The following is a 15,490-nucleotide window of genomic DNA, read 5'->3' as shown; positions in this document are numbered from 1 at the left end:
TTTCTAGTTTGATATATAGTTTTATGAATATAAAAGAATATAAAAACAAATTTATTTTACAACAACAATTGCTCTGCAATAAAAAAATTTATAAATATTTTAATAAAGCAAATATAATCCATAAATTTGAATACTAATTTATTTTGTGAAGCTTTAAAATATCTTAGTTTAAATTCTCTTAAAAATTTTAATATCTGTTTTAATAAAAAATTCTATCAATTTTAACATATAAATTGATTTTAAAATCTATTTAGTAGGTTTTACAAAAATTATTAAATTACATTTTAAGGACTTTAAAAACATTTTATAAAGCAAAAGCCCTTTTTATAAATCACTTATATTGTAAAAATTAAGCTCAAATAACGATTATAAATTTTGAACCTGTATTGTTTAAAGGTATTATTTTTATTCGTTATTAAGCAATACTAATTGTAAATTTTATAAGCAACCTTAAAAATAAAATATGTTTTATAATTACTTATTTAATAATTCACCTACAAAATCACTCATAGAATAATTTTTATTCTCTTTAGTAATAAGCCATTTTGCTACATTAATAGCACCTTTAGCAAATATTACTCTAGAATTTGCATTATGAATTAATTCTATACTTTCATCATCTCCATAAAATCCAACGCTATGATACCCTGCAACGCTACCACCTCTAAGGCTTACTAAACCTATTTCGTTATCTTCTCTTTTGCCTTCTCTATTAAAGCAAATCTTATGCTCTTTATTTAAAGCTTTATTTCTAGCTTCAAGTGCATTTTTTGCTAATGTTAGAGCTGTTCCACTAGGAGCATCAACTTTATGTTTATGATGTTTTTCATAAATTTCTATATCAAATTCTTTTAAAGCAAGTGCAGCAATTTTCGTAAGTTCATTTAATATTGCAACACCCAATGAAGTATTAGAAGCCCAAAAAAACTTACCTTTATAAGATTTAGCTTTTTTAAAATATTCATCTTTAAGCCCAGTAGTTCCAACAACTAAAGCTGGTGGATTATCTAATAAGCTAGCTTTTTCAAGTAACTCAACACTAGCAGCAGGAGTAGAAAAATCTATTATAACATTAGCTTTAAAAAGCTCATTATAATCATTATTTTCCTTAGTAAAAGAATATACCAAATCAATATTCTCATCAGCCAAAGCTAGTTTTACTAGCTCCTTACCCATTCTACCATTTGCCCCAAATACTGCTAGATTTATCATTTTATTATAATAGTGAGTTTAATTTATCAGCTAAAGCTTGTTTTGCTTGAGCACCAATTACCGTATCAACTATTTCGCCATTTTTGAAAAATAACATAGTAGGAACTGAGCGAATTCCAAACTCAGCAGCTAATTCTTCACAATCATCAATATTAACTTTAGCCACTAATGCTTTACCTTCAAATTCATTTGCTAATTCTTCAATAGCAGGTGCAAGCATTCTGCAAGGTCCACACCATGGTGCCCAAAAATCTACTAAAGCAACGCCTTTTTTAGCTAAATTAATATTTTCACTTGTTAATTCTTTTGCCATTTTATTCTCCTAAAAAAATATTTGTAAATAAAAATTATCATCTAACTTAGTTAATGAATATTTATTTTATTAAAGCACAATAACACAAATTACAATAAGGAAAAATTATGATATTTAGTGATGAAGAATTAATTGAACCTTGTTTAAATGTCCTAAAATCAAAGCTTCACATACTTCATAATGATGGTGGTGATTTGGAGTTTTTGGGTGTTAAAAACGGGGTTGTTTATATAAAATTACTTGGTGCTTGTCATGGTTGTGCTGCTGCAAATACCACTTTAAAATTAGGGCTTGAAAGGGCTTTAAAAGAACAAATTGATAGCAATATTTCGCTAATAAATCTTGAAGGTGGAAAGGAAGCTTTTGAAAAACTATGAAAGTTAATTTAGATAATTCTTACATAACAGATAATTCAAATGAATGTGAAAAAGGTTGTTATTTTTTACTAACTAATTCAAATTCCAAATACGAAAACGATGCAAAATCTAAAGGTGCTTTAGTAATTAACGAAGCAAAAGCAAGAGAACTTTTAAAAATCAATGAAAATATAAAAATTATAGGTATAACAGGCACAAATGGTAAAACCACTACCGCTGCTGCAATTTATTCTATATTGCTTGATTTAGGTAAAAAAGTATTTTTATGTGGAACTCGTGGGGCATTTTGTAATGATAAAAAAGTTGCGGCAAAATCTTTAACAACAGGATTTTTATTAGAATTATTATCGTATTTACAAATTGCAACTTTAAATAATTGCGAATATTTTGTAATGGAAGTAAGCTCTCACGCAATTGCACAAAATCGCTGTGGAGATATGAAATTCGCTGCTAAAATCTATACTAATTTAACTCAAGACCATTTAGACTTTCACGAAACTTTTGAAAATTATGCAAATTGTAAAGCAAGTTTTTTTCAAGATGAATGCTTAAAAATAATAAATCAAGATGCTTATAAATTTTCTTATAATGTAAAAGGTGCTATTACTTATGGTATAGAAAATCCTGCTTTATATAGTGTAAAAGCTTATACATTAATTGATGGTATTGAAGCAGTTTTTGCTGTTAAAAATGAGCTTTATGAGATTAGCTCTTCTTTAAAAGGCTTATTTAATATCTATAATCTTCTTGCAGCTTTTGCTTGTGTTAATGAATTAGTAAAACCTAATAAAGATGATTTAACTAATGCTATTGCTAATTATGCAGGGGTAATGGGAAGAATGCAAAGCATTCCTAATAAATATAATAAAGAAATAATAGTAGATTTTGCCCATACTCCAGATGGAATTGCTAATGTGCTAGAAGCAATGAAACATAAAGAATTAATAGTAGTATTGGGTGCAGGTGGTAATCGCGATAAAAGTAAAAGAACTCCTATGGCAAAAATAGCTAGTCATTATGCAAAAACTTTATTTTTAACAAGTGATAATCCAAGAGATGAAGAACCCATTGCAATTCTTAAAGATATGATAGATGGCTTAAGCGAAAACGAATTAAAAAATATAAATATTGTAATTGATAGAAGATTAGCAATTTATAAAGCACTTTTAGCTCAAAATAAAAATGAATGTGTTATGATTTTAGGTAAAGGTGATGAAGATTACCAAGAAATAAAAGGTGTAAAATATCCATTTTTAGATGAAAAAGTAGCACTTGAATGCTTAGATGAAATACACAATTATGAAGAAAAAATTAGATTGAAAGGTGAATATGTTTAAAGATTTTGATTTTTCTAAAATGCAAGAAATGTTGCAAGATGTCCAAAATAAAGCTAAAGAATTTGAAAACGAATTAGCAAATAAAGAATTTGTAGCAAAAAGTGGTGCTGGAATGGTAGAAGTTAAAGTAAATGGCAAATTTCAAGTAATTGATATAAAAATAGATGATGAATTATTAAAAGACAAATCATCTATGCAAATATTATTAATTTCTGCACTAAATGAAGCATTAGAAAGTGCAAGTTCAAGCACAAAAAATGCTGCGGCTGATATGTTTTTTAAGGCAGGAAAATGAGAAAACTTGCATTATCTTTAATGTTAGTAGCGACCTTATTTGGCGTAGAGCGACCTACATTTGATGATTATTTAGCATGTTATGAAAAAAATAAAGCAAGTATGTTAAATTACGAAGGCTTACCTGCTTTTGTGTTAGATGAAAATCTTTTAGCTGTAGTAAAATTACCTGATACAAAATTAAATTCATACATTAAATACGACCCATTTTTAAATCTTTATTTAGTAAGGACTGATTTTTCTTTAATAAAGCCAATCACAGATGATGAAACAACAAGAACTAGAAATGATTGGCTAGGAATTATTGATGCTAAAAAAGAATATATAGGACATTTAAAATATCTAGCTCAAGGTTTGTTTGAAAGAGATAAGCTTGATTTTAATACAAAAATTGGTTTATTAAATTCTCCTTGTTGCAAGGTTTTGGGTATTAGTTTATTAAATGGAGAATTCATAGGCAATCGCTATTTAAATCATTTTAAAAAATATAATGATGTTTATTGGGGCGATATTGGTGCTACATTTACTCAAAGAGGGGATAGATATTTTGTAAGTGGTATTACTTTTAATAGCAACTTAAGATTAAATGATGAAATCTTAAGCATAGATGATAAGCCTATAGAATCACTTAGGGCATTAAATGAAAGAATACTTTTTGCAGAAAATCAAAGCACTATTTATTTAAAAGTTTTAAGAGATAATGAAGAAATTAATATAAGCTCTGTTGTAAGTCCTAAAATATATGAACAACCAGTATTTACAACAAAAAAAGCAATTGTTAAAAAACAGATTTCAAATTCTTTAGGAATAACTTTAGATAATAATCTAAATGTAATAGGAATTTCAAATAAAAATTTAGGCTTTAAGCTAAAAGATAAAATCCTAAGAGTAAATAATGTAATAGTAAATACTAAAGCAGATTTTAATAAACAAATTCAACAAAGCGGTGTTTTAAATATATTAATCCAAAGATATATTAAAGACGAGAATAAAAACGGGGATTTTCAATTCTTTATAACAATTAACAAAGGAAAATAAATGTTAGAAAAAATGTCAAATAATTTAAGATTTTTAAGTGTAGATATGATTAATCGTGCAAATAGTGGTCATCCAGGCGTAGCAATGGGACTTAGTGATATTTTAGCAGTGCTTAGCACAAAAATTAATCTAAATACAAAAAATCATATAAATCGTGATAGATTAGTATTTTCAGGCGGACACGCAAGTTCTTTAATATATTCGTTTTTACATTTAAGTGGATTTAATTTAAGTCTTGATGAGCTTAAAAATTTTCGCCAATTAGGCTCACTTGCAGCAGGGCATCCTGAGATTAAAACCCACGGAGTAGAAATAGATACAGGCCCACTTGGTCAAGGTATTGCAAATGCTGTTGGTTTCGCAATGGCAGCAAAATTTGCTAGTAGCAAACTAAATAATTCGTTAAATCATAAAATATACTGCCTTTGTGGAGATGGGGATTTGCAAGAAGGAATTAGCTATGAGGCTTGTTCTTTAGCAAATGTTCATAATTTAAATAATTTAGTATTAATTTATGATAGTAACGAAATTAGTATTGAAGGCGATGTAAAACAAGCGTTTCGTGATGATATAAAGGCTAGATTTAGTAGTGTTGGCTTTGATGTTTATACTATTGATGGGCATAATTTTGATGAAATTAGCAAGGCTTTAGAAATGACTAAAAATGCTGAGCGTCCAAGTATTATAATAGCTAAAACCAAGATTGGAAAAGGTGCTTGTGAATTAGAAGGAAGTGAGAAAACTCACGGCTCACCACTAGGTGCTGAACTAGCTTTAAAAGCTAAAAAAGCGGCTAATTGGAATGAAGAAGAGTTTTATATAGATAGCGAAGCTAAAAATGGCTTTGAGAAAATGTGTAAAAGAAGTGATGAGTATTTTGCAAGTTGGGATAAAGCAAATAAATTTAATGATGAACAATTAGAATTTATAGCTTATTTAGAAGGCAAAAAAGATTTAAATGTAGATTTTTCTAAACTTGATTTAAGTAAAAATTACGCTACAAGAGATAGCAACCACGCTTGTCTAAACGAAATAGCAAAACAAATTCCTACATTTTTAGGTGGTTCAGCAGACTTAGCACCATCAAATAAAACTTATCTAAAAGATTATGCAGATATTAGAAATGGTGGTAAAAATATAGCTTTTGGCATTCGTGAGCATGCAATGGGTGCAATTATAAATGCAATGGCAAGATATGGTTTGCATCCGTTTTGTGCTACATTTTTAGTATTTAGTGATTATTTAAAGCCTTCAATAAGATTAGCGGCTTTAATGAATTTGAAAGCATTTTTTGTATTTTCACACGATAGCATAGGAGTAGGAGAAGATGGTCCAACTCATCAACCAATTGAGCAAATCAGCACTCTTAGAAATATTCCTAATTTATACACTTTCCGTCCTGCTGATATGGCTGAAAATATAGCTTGTTGGCAAGTGGCTTTAAAGCTAAATAATCCAAGTGCATTCACGCTTAGTCGCTCAGCACTTCCAAGCTTAAATACAAGTATTCCTGATATTAGCAAGGGAGCTTATTTTATAAAATATAGCGATAATGCAGAAGCTACAATAATTGCAAGTGGTAGTGAGGTTTCACTTGCACTTGAAGTTGCAAAAGATAAAAATATAAATGTATTAAGTATGCCTTGCTTTGAATTATTTGATAAAGAATTTGATAAATCTTTATTAAAAGGCAAGATTATCGGAATAGAAGCTGCAAGGTCTTATGAATTATATAAATACTGCGATGAGCTTTTCATAATGGATAGTTTTGGTGCTAGTGGTAAAGAAAAAGATGTATTTAAATATTTTGGATTTGATACAGAAAAAATAAAAGAAAAACTATAAGTTTAAAGGCAATTTATTTGCCTTTAAATCAATTCTTCAATCATACCTTTTATATTTGTAATTCCTAAAGATAAAGCACTAATTAATAAAGCTCTAGCCTTAACATCACTTAAATATTCACTCATAATTACACCATTTTTAATCAAATCAACTTCAGCTCCAGCATAAGCATAGGTTCTAAGACCTGCTTTACCACTTTCACATCTACTTGTCATAATTATTGGAATATTTGCTTTTTGAATAATTGGCATAGCTCTAGCCATTACATGCCCTGCTCCATAGCCACTAATTACCAAACCATCATAATTATTTAAAGCATATTCAAGCATATCATTATCAAAATCAAGGCACATTTTTAGCAGGGCTACTTTTTTAGTAATTTCTTTTAAAGGCTTTAGTTTTAGCCTTTTATAATTATTATTAAATAAATAAAACCTACCTTCTTTAATCTCTCCAACCAAACCACGATTAAAACTTGTAAAAGTTTCAAGACTAAATGAATTGCTTTTATGGATAAATTGTGCTGAATGAACGCTATCATTTAATACACAAAGCACACCTAAACCCCTTGCTAACTCACTATTTGCTAAAGTAATTGCATTGCTAATATTAGCTAGATAATCACTTCCTAACTCGCTAGGATTTTTCATAGCACCTGTAAAAATTAGTGGCTCATCTAAATCCCAAAATAAATTACAAAAAAACGAACTTTCTTCTAAAGTATCAGTTCCTTGAGTAATAATTACAGCACGAGAGCCTTTTTTAATCTCTTCTTTTGCAAGATTTAAAACTTCAATTAACATTGAAAAAGTTATATTTGGACTTGAGATATTGCTAAAAGTTATTGCATTAATGTCTTTAAATGAACTTGTTAAATCATCAGCATTTAGGCTAGGAATTGCTCCTTCGCCTAAATTACGCATAGAAATTGTCCCGCCAAGAGATATTAAACTAAGCATTTCTTACACAATCTATTAAATATCTTACATTTTCTACTGGAATATCAGGTAAAATTCCATGCCCTAAATTAAATATATGAGCCTTATCTTTTGTAAGTTCTTTTATGATTTCAACGCCTTCTTTTATAGCTTTTTTGCTATAAAGTCTGCAAGGCTCAAGATTTCCTTGTAATACATAAGGAGTTTTTGCTGCTACTTGAAGTGGAGTGCTCCAATCAACACCTAAAACATCAATTTTTGCATCTAAGCATTCAATAAAACCACCTACTCCTTTAGGAAAAGCAATTATTGCAATATGTGGGTATTTTGTCTTTAAATAACTTGCTAAATCTTGAATATATTTCCAAGCAAATTCCAAATAAGCACTAGGCTCAAGTGCATTAGCCCAGCTATCAAAAATCTGAATAGCATTAGCACCTGCTTTTATTTGATTTTCGCAGTATTCTTTTAAAACTTCAGTAATTTTTGCTAATAATTTATGTGCTAGGGCTGGATTTTCATAAATCATTCTTTTGCTTTTTGCATAAGTTTTAGAGCCTTTTCCTTCTATCATATATGTTGCTAAAGTCCAAGGAGCACCACAAAATCCTATTAAAGCTTTATTTGAAGCTAATTTTTCACGAGTTAATTTTATAGCGTCATAAACATAAGTTAATTTACTAGCTGCATTTATATTTAATTTTTCTACATCAATTTCACTTGATATTATCTCATCAAAAACAGGACCTTCACCTGCTTCAAATCTAAGTGGTAAGCCCATCTCAAGTGGCACTACTAAAATATCTGAAAATATAATAGCCGCATCAAAATCTAGTATATCCACTGGCTGAAGCGTAACTTCGCTAGCTAATTTATAATCCTTACAAAGACTTAAAAAATCTCCTGCTCTAGCACGAGTAGCCTTGTATTCAGCTAGGTATCTACCTGCTTGACGCATCATCCAAATAGGCATAACATCACTTTTTTTTCCAAAACAAGTATCTATAAATATCATCTTTGCTCCTTAGTGTTCTTTAGATTTATTATCACTTTTATGTAAAGCCCATAATCCAAGGCAAATACACATAATACCGATTGCTAAATAAAGCATATCCATACTTGAGCTAAATTTTAAATTAAGTGCGTGTTGGAAAAAATTAACAACTAAAACCATAATAATAACTTTACCAAGCTTATCTTTTAGCTCATCTAAACTATGAACTTCTAAAACCTTGCTTTGTTTGTATTGTTTAAATTCTTCAACATCGCTTATAAATAATTCATATATTCCAAAAGAAAATATATAAAAAACTAAAGCCATTAAATATAAATCAACAGCTCCAACTATAGTGCTTACAGCTTCTTCGTGAATGTCAATATCAGCACCTAAAAAATAATAAGTATATGTAACTTTTATGACCTTATACACATCAAAACTAGCAATAAAAAATAACATAAAAGCACCTAAAAGACCAAAAATAACAGGTAAGATTGTAATAAACCTAGAATTTACTAGGAATTTTTCAAAATATTTTTCTAACATTTATTCCCTTATTTCATAAAATCCGAATTGTTGGTATTCGTGTGGTTTATTATAAAAATCTTTTGTAGTGCTTTGATAAATAGGACTTAAACTTAACTTAAAGTTATTTGAATTTTTATAAGTAGAATTACTTTGTTGTAAAAACAACCAATCTATTTGATTTTTGAAAAGTTCTAAGGCATTAAACCCGCCTTCAATCATTACAAATTTAATATTTTGCTCTTGCAATTCATCTTTTAATTTTAAAGGATTTTTACCAAAAATAATTTCTCTATTAGTTTTAAAAATATTTAGAGATTTAAAATTAGAATTTAAATCTTGAAAATATTTTGAAAATACTAATAAATTAGGTGCTTTTTTGCTAGTAGAATATCTAGCATCAAGCATAGGATTATCAAGTCTTAAAGTATTGCCACAAATTATTAAATAATCTATATTAGTTCTAATTTCGTGAAAATATGTCCTTAAATACTCATTACTAATACTACCTTCATTGTTATAATTTAGATTAATTGCTAATTTAAATAAAACAAAAGGCTTATTATCTAGCCAGAATTTAAATGGAGCAATTAGTTTATCGCATTCATCTTGTAAAATCCCAAGATTTACTTTAATTCCAGCTTGTTTTAATTCATTTATGCCATTTTGAGAACTATCACTTGAGCCTATATTTACTTCTTTAACTTTATATTTTATTAATAATTCGTGGCAAGGTGGAGTGCGACCTTGCTTACTGCAAGGCTCTAAAGTTACATAAAATACACTATCTTTTAAAGCATCTTTTCCATATTTTTCTAAGATTTCATTCACACATAATCTTTCTGCGTGAAATGTTCCTGCTTTTTGGTGTGCTTTAATACTTAAAATCTTGCCGTATTTATCTAATACTAGACAACCTACGGCAGGATTTGGATAAGTTAAGAATTGATATTTCCAAGCCTCTTTTAAGGCTAGGTTCATATAAAAATCACTTCCTAAATTCAAGTTTTTTAACTCCAATAGCTTTATAAGCATCAATTCCTGCAGTTATCTTGCCTAATTTTAAATCAATTTGCTCTATTAAGCTATTTTGTAAAGCTCTTTCGCTATCTAAGAATTCTAAAAAGCTGATTTCTCCTTCATTAAATTTAAGCTTATTAAACTCATAAATTTCTTCTTCTAGTTTTACTATTTCATCATAATCTCTTAATTTAACTTCAGCATTATTATATTTTAAAATAGCATCTTCTATTTCTTTTAACGCAGTTTTTACTACTTTTTCATAGCCTAATACTGCATTATCTTGAGCTAAATTTGCTCTAATTACTTGCTCATCAACATCACCTAAATTAAATAAAGGTTGTAACAAACTAGCAGTAATTGAGCCAACAGGGTCAGAAAATACATTATGTGTATCTCCACTCCAACTAACACCAGCACCTATTGTAAAGGTTGGAAAAAAGCTATCCCAAGCAATTTTTGCATTATTATGAGCTATTTTTACATCTAAAATTGCTTTTGCTATATCAGGACGATTTGTCATAACAGAGCTTGGTATAGTAGCTGGCATAACAAAATCTTCTATTAAGTTATTAGCAAATTTAATTGGTTCTTTTTCTTGATTTAATCCATAAACTAAAATATCTAAAGAATTAATATACAAATCTCTTTCTAATTTTAAACTTCTTAATTTAGTTTGATTTAGAGTAAATTGTTCTTTAGTTTGTAAAAGAACTGATTTTGTAATAAAGCCTAATTTATATTGCTCTTCTTTTAATTTTAAAGTTTTTTCATAGCTATTTATAAAGTCTTCTAAAATTTCTATTTTTTTATTAGTTGCTACAACTTGATAATAAAGTTTTGCGATACTAAATCCAATAGTTTGATAAGTGTTTTCTACATCAAATTCGCTAATATTAGCACTATAAATAGCGTTATCTTTAGCCTTACCAAATTTATTTAATAAATCTATTTCATAAGATAAATTAAGACCTAAAGAATGTCCGTAAGTTGGCTTTTGGTGTTTAATTAATCTCTCATTTGCATTAATTCCAAGATTAATACTAGGCTCTCTTTTAATCCCAACACTTACTAAATTTGATTCAGCTATTAAAAGATTATTAATAGCCATTTTAACATCTTCATTGTTTTCCATAGCAATCTCAATCAAGCGATTAAGATTTGCATCATTACCTAAACTTCTCCAATCTTTAATTTCAAATTTAGTATTATTATCTAAATTATTTGGAGTTTTAAGCTCATAATTATTAACACTAGAGCAAGCAGCTAAAAATAAAGCTGCGATTGCTGATATTAAAAGCTTATTCATTAATTTGCTTTCCTTTCTTTTTAAAAACCTTATCATTTAAACTCTCTAGTAAATAGAAAAATAAAGGCACAAATAAAATAGATATACTAGAAGCTATAATAATACCACCAACTAGCCCTGTGCTAAGTGAGTGTCTAGCAGCACTACCTGAACCTTCACTAAATACTAAAGGTAAAATACCAAAACCAAACGCTAAAGAAGTCATAATAATAGGTCTAAATCTAAGTTTTGCCGCCTTTATAGCTGCATCATAAGTACTTAAGCCGTGTTTATATTTTTCTTCCATAGCAAATTCAACAATTAATATAGCATTTTTTGCACTAAGACCAATTAACAATAATAAACCTATTTGAAAATATATGTCATTTTGCATACCCCTTAAATAAGTTGCTGCTAAACTTCCAAATACTGCAAAAGGAACTGCCGTAATTACTGCAAGTGGCATTAACCATCTTTCATATTGAGCTGCAAGTATTAAAAATACAAATACCATACCTAATGCAAATGCAGTAGAACCGCTACCACTAGCATTTACTTCTTCATAAGAACTTCCTGCCCAAGCATAAGAATATTCATCTTTATTCATAGTTTCATTAAATACTTCAACTATAGCATTAATAGCATCTCCACTAGTATATCCTGGAGCTGGCGAAGCTGTAACTTTTGCAGCTGGGAAAAGGTTAAATCTAGTTACTGAAAACGCTGCTACACTTGGCTTAATATCAACAACACTAGCTAAAGATATACTTTTGCCTTCACTATTTTTAACATAAATATTTTCAAGACTTGTTCTTTTATTTCTAAATTCTTCATCGCCTCTTACATTTACTTGGAAATTTTTACCTAAAGCAGTAAAATCATTCACATAAACAGAACCAAAAATTAAATTTAAATTTGAATATATATCACTTAAACTAAGCCCTAAAATTTTAGCTTTTTTCTCATCAACACTTACTTTTAACTCAGGATAATCAGTATTTAAAGTCGTTCTTGCTTGAGTTAATTCAGGTCTTTTTGATGCTGCTGCAAGTAAAGTATCTATATCTTTTTTAATTTCTTCATAACTTTTACCTGATTTATTTTGCACATACATTTCAAATCCGCCTGTTAAAGAAAGCCCCATAATCGGTGGTGGATTTAAGAAAAATGCAAAACCATCAGGGTCAAGCCACATATTTTTCATCCAAGTATTAGCTAAATTTTCACTATCTCCATTAATACCTAAATCTTTTCTATCTTTATAATCTTTTAATGTAATAAATGAAATTCCAGCACTTGGAGAAAGAGCTGAACTCTCTACATCAAATCCATTTAAAGAAATCATACTTTCTACTGCAGGATTATTCTTAACCATATCATAGATTTTATTATTAAAGGCTAGAGTTTTATCTAGGTTGCTAGAAGATTTTAATTGTGATAAAACCAATACAGCACCCTTATCTTCGCTAGGAACAAGAGAGCTAGGAATAATTTTTAGTAAGGCAAAAATTCCATAAAAGAATATAGCAACCACTATTAAACTTGGAATTACATGTCTTAAAACTTTTGCAACTGCACTACCAAAAATATTAATACTCCAATCAAAAAAGTCATTAAATTTTTTAACTAAATAAAAAGGCTTATCTTCATGGTCTTTTAATAATATACCGCATAATGCAGGAGTTAGCGTTAATGCAACAAAACCTGAAATACAAACAGAAATTACAAGAGTAATTGCAAATTGTCTTTGAATTTGCCCTACAAATCCATCTAAAAATGATACAGGAATAAATACCGCACTTAATACTAAAACGATAGAAATTACAGGTCCGGTTACTTCATCCATTGCCATTTTAGTAGCTGCTTTTACATCTTTTGTAATACCACTTCTAAACACACGCTCAACATTTTCTACAACGACAATAGCATCATCAACAACAATGCCGATTGCTAAAACTAAAGCAAATAATGTAATAAGATTGATTGTAAAACCAAAAACATAAAGGAAAGCAAAAGTTCCAAGTAAAGAAACCGGCACAGCAATTAATGGAATAATAGTTGCACGAAGGTTTTTTAAGAACATATACATAACTATTAAAACAAGTAAAATAGCTTCAACAAATGTTTGAACAACTTCGCTTATACTATCTTTTACGAAATCGGTAGTATCATAAGGCATACTATAAGCAACACCACTTGGGAAGAATTTGCTTAGCTCTTCTAATTTTTCTTGCACAGCTTTAGCTACTGCTATAGCATTTGCACCTGATTTTAAATTAATCATCATAGGAACCATTTTTTTACCATTATTAAGTCCGGCAAAACCATAGTTTTTAGTTCCTATCTCTACTCTTGCTATATCTTTTAAATATAAAATATTTCCATTTGGAAGTGCTTTTATTATGATATTTTCAAAATCACTTACCTTACTAAGCTTACCTTTAGCGCTCATTGTATAAACAAATGGACTAATTTCTTTCATAGGTAAATCGCCTATTGTTCCTGTTGGATATTGTGAGTTTTGTTCTCTTATAGCTGCACTTACAACAGCTGGATTTAAATCATATTTATTAAGCTTTTCTGAATCAAGCCAAATTCTCATAGAATAATCTTTAGCTCCAATTACTTCAGCACTACCAATACCTTCTAATCTCTTTAACTCTTCAGCCACATTTAATGTAGCATAGTTACTTAGATAAGTTTCATCACGGCTATCATCAGGAGAATAAAACGAAACAACAGCTAAAATATTTGAGCTAGTTTCATCAACACTAACACCTAATTTTTTAACTTCTTCAGGCATTTTTGCTTGAACGCTTTGAACTTTATTATTAACATCAATTAATGCTTTTGATGGGTCTTTTCCAACCTTAAAATAAACATTTAAAAACATCAAACCACTTGAACTTGAGCTTGAAGTTATATAAATCATATCTTCAACACCATTAATTGCGTCTTCAAGAATACTTGCTACATTTTGAGAAAGCGTAGCTGCATCAACGCCAGAATAATTAGCAGTTACCCTAACCGTTGGAGATGTTACATTAGGATATTCTTCAATAGGCAAACCCTTCATTCCTAAAATACCAGCAATAGTAATTATAATTGAAACAACTATCGCAAATACTGGTCTATATATAAAAAACTTAGAAAACATTATTGTTCCTTAGTCTGCTCTTTAGGAGCTTGCTTTTGCATCATCGCACCAAATTCTGCCTTAGTTGCTATTTTTGCGCCAGGATAAATCTTTTTATAATTATTTAAAATCAATTCATCATCAACTTTTAAATCACTTGTTTTTGCGTCAATTACGGCAATTTTCTCATCATCAAAAATTGTTTTAACATGAATTTGTTTTGTTATATTTTTGTCTTTAACAAATACATAATATCCATCAATATCTTGTAATAAATTTTCTCTACTAATTACAAAAGAATCATTTTGCATAATATTGCTTAGTTTAAGACTAACAAAGGTTCCTGCACTTAATTCTTGATTAGTATTTTCAAAAACCGCATAAGCCTTAGTGCTTGCTAATTCATTATAATTTGATATAAACTCAACTTTACCTTCATAAGTCTTACCATTTAAAGTAAAATTAGCTTTTGCACTTTTTAAATCATTATTATTTCTTTTAATTTGTTCCATATTTGTATCTGATATAAAAAATGTAGCTTTTAAAGTATTTTGATCTACAATTTTTACTAATTGAGTATTATTTGCATTAGCATAACTTCCAGCATCAACTAATGAAGCTTGCACATACCCATCAAATGGAGCTTTTACATTAGTATAATCATAGTTTAACTTAGCTATCTTATAAGATGCGTTAGCTCTATCTAAACTAGCTTTTGCACTTTTAAATGCCGCTTCTTTTGCATCAAATTCTTTTTGGCTAACTGCTTTTTTAGCATATAAGTCTTTAGTTCTATTATAATCAGTATTAGCATTTTCATAGTTTGCTTTAGCAACACCAACATCAGCTAACGCTAAATCCAAACTAGCTTTATATTGCTCATCATCAATCTTATATAAAATTGTTCCTTGTTTTACAAAATCGCCATCTTTAAATAATATTTTTTTAATCTCGCCCGATACTTTTGGCAAAACTATTACATCTTTATTAGCTTCTAATTTCGCTGCATATTGATAATAAATTTCAGCATTTTCTAAACTTACTTTTTTAATATCTACAATAGAAGGTGGCATTTCTTGCTGCTTTTGCTCTACCTTGTCATTGCAAGCTGTAAATAATAATAAGCTAGCAACGAAACTTAATTTAATAAGTCTTTTCATAAATCTTCCT

14 protein-coding genes are annotated in these 15,490 nt (G+C 28.9%); 5 read left to right on the top strand and 9 right to left on the bottom strand.

The genetic code is table 11. The features are described 5' to 3' along the window. Positions 1–474: 474 nt before the first annotated feature. Together dapB and trxA are read right to left on the bottom strand one after the other, a co-directional pair. On the bottom strand, positions 475–1,212 hold the full coding sequence (dapB, locus tag KJQ97_RS03360; RefSeq protein WP_214119956.1) for a 4-hydroxy-tetrahydrodipicolinate reductase: 738 nt from the start codon (positions 1,210–1,212) through the stop codon (positions 475–477). Positions 1,213–1,216: 4 nt separating this feature from the next. Further along, positions 1,217–1,525, bottom strand: coding sequence for a thioredoxin (gene trxA, locus KJQ97_RS03355; protein WP_214117217.1), 309 nt, complete (start codon positions 1,523–1,525; stop codon positions 1,217–1,219). Positions 1,526–1,629: 104 nt separating this feature from the next. On the opposite strand from trxA, the gene KJQ97_RS03350 reads away from it, so the two are divergent. From KJQ97_RS03350 to KJQ97_RS03330, 5 genes are read left to right on the top strand one after another with little or no spacing between them, the layout of a single operon-like run. Then, entirely contained in the window at positions 1,630–1,902 is a 273-nt protein-coding gene (locus KJQ97_RS03350; protein WP_214117289.1) for a NifU family protein, read from the top strand. Beyond that, positions 1,899–3,239 (top strand): UDP-N-acetylmuramoyl-L-alanyl-D-glutamate--2,6-diaminopimelate ligase, encoded by a 1,341-nt coding sequence (locus KJQ97_RS03345; protein WP_214119955.1) that lies wholly within the window; start codon positions 1,899–1,901, stop codon positions 3,237–3,239. Before KJQ97_RS03350 ends, KJQ97_RS03345 begins: the two co-directional genes overlap by 4 nt. Next, entirely contained in the window at positions 3,232–3,534 is a 303-nt protein-coding gene (locus KJQ97_RS03340; protein ID WP_214117222.1) for a YbaB/EbfC family nucleoid-associated protein, read from the top strand. Before KJQ97_RS03345 ends, KJQ97_RS03340 begins: the two co-directional genes overlap by 8 nt. Beyond that, on the top strand, positions 3,531–4,571 hold the full coding sequence (locus tag KJQ97_RS03335; protein WP_214117224.1) for a DUF7488 domain-containing protein: 1,041 nt from the start codon (positions 3,531–3,533) through the stop codon (positions 4,569–4,571). The genes KJQ97_RS03340 and KJQ97_RS03335 overlap by 4 nt, the downstream gene beginning before the upstream one ends. Continuing rightward, positions 4,572–6,416 (top strand): transketolase family protein, encoded by a 1,845-nt coding sequence (locus KJQ97_RS03330; protein ID WP_214119954.1) that lies wholly within the window; start codon positions 4,572–4,574, stop codon positions 6,414–6,416. It abuts the gene before it with no gap. Between the two features lie 23 nt (positions 6,417–6,439). On the opposite strand, the gene KJQ97_RS03325 is transcribed toward KJQ97_RS03330, so the two are convergent. Genes KJQ97_RS03325 through KJQ97_RS03295 form a run of 7 tightly spaced genes read right to left on the bottom strand, consistent with a single transcriptional unit; the run spans position 6,440 to position 15,480 of the window. Beyond that, positions 6,440–7,375, bottom strand: coding sequence for an asparaginase (locus KJQ97_RS03325; protein WP_214117228.1), 936 nt, complete (start codon positions 7,373–7,375; stop codon positions 6,440–6,442). Next, positions 7,368–8,369 (bottom strand): uroporphyrinogen decarboxylase, encoded by a 1,002-nt coding sequence (hemE, locus tag KJQ97_RS03320; RefSeq protein ID WP_214119953.1) that lies wholly within the window; start codon positions 8,367–8,369, stop codon positions 7,368–7,370. The genes KJQ97_RS03325 and hemE overlap by 8 nt, the downstream gene beginning before the upstream one ends. A gap of 9 nt (positions 8,370–8,378) precedes the next feature. Then, a complete protein-coding gene (locus KJQ97_RS03315) occupies positions 8,379–8,897 on the bottom strand; it encodes a YqhA family protein (protein ID WP_214117232.1) in 519 nt (172 codons plus the stop codon). Beyond that, a complete protein-coding gene (gene ribD / locus KJQ97_RS03310) occupies positions 8,898–9,857 on the bottom strand; it encodes a bifunctional diaminohydroxyphosphoribosylaminopyrimidine deaminase/5-amino-6-(5-phosphoribosylamino)uracil reductase RibD (protein WP_214119952.1) in 960 nt (319 codons plus the stop codon). It lies immediately after the preceding gene. Positions 9,858–9,864: 7 nt separating this feature from the next. Beyond that, the gene (locus KJQ97_RS03305) at positions 9,865–11,205 is read right to left on the bottom strand and encodes a TolC family protein (RefSeq protein ID WP_214119951.1); all 1,341 of its coding nucleotides are present in this window, start codon (positions 11,203–11,205) and stop codon (positions 9,865–9,867) included. Next, positions 11,198–14,341, bottom strand: a complete 3,144-nt coding sequence (locus tag KJQ97_RS03300; protein ID WP_214119950.1) for an efflux RND transporter permease subunit — start codon at positions 14,339–14,341, stop codon at positions 11,198–11,200. The genes KJQ97_RS03305 and KJQ97_RS03300 overlap by 8 nt, the downstream gene beginning before the upstream one ends. Continuing rightward, positions 14,341–15,480, bottom strand: coding sequence for an efflux RND transporter periplasmic adaptor subunit (locus KJQ97_RS03295; RefSeq protein ID WP_214119949.1), 1,140 nt, complete (start codon positions 15,478–15,480; stop codon positions 14,341–14,343). Before KJQ97_RS03295 ends, KJQ97_RS03300 begins: the two co-directional genes overlap by 1 nt. Between the last annotated feature and the right edge of the window lie 10 nt (positions 15,481–15,490).

Source organism: Campylobacter sp. 2018MI01 (assembly GCF_018501205.1).
GTDB lineage: Bacteria > Campylobacterota > Campylobacteria > Campylobacterales > Campylobacteraceae > Campylobacter_E.
The sequence above is the reverse complement of the archived record's forward strand: the minus strand, read 5'-3'. Positions and strand labels throughout refer to the sequence as shown.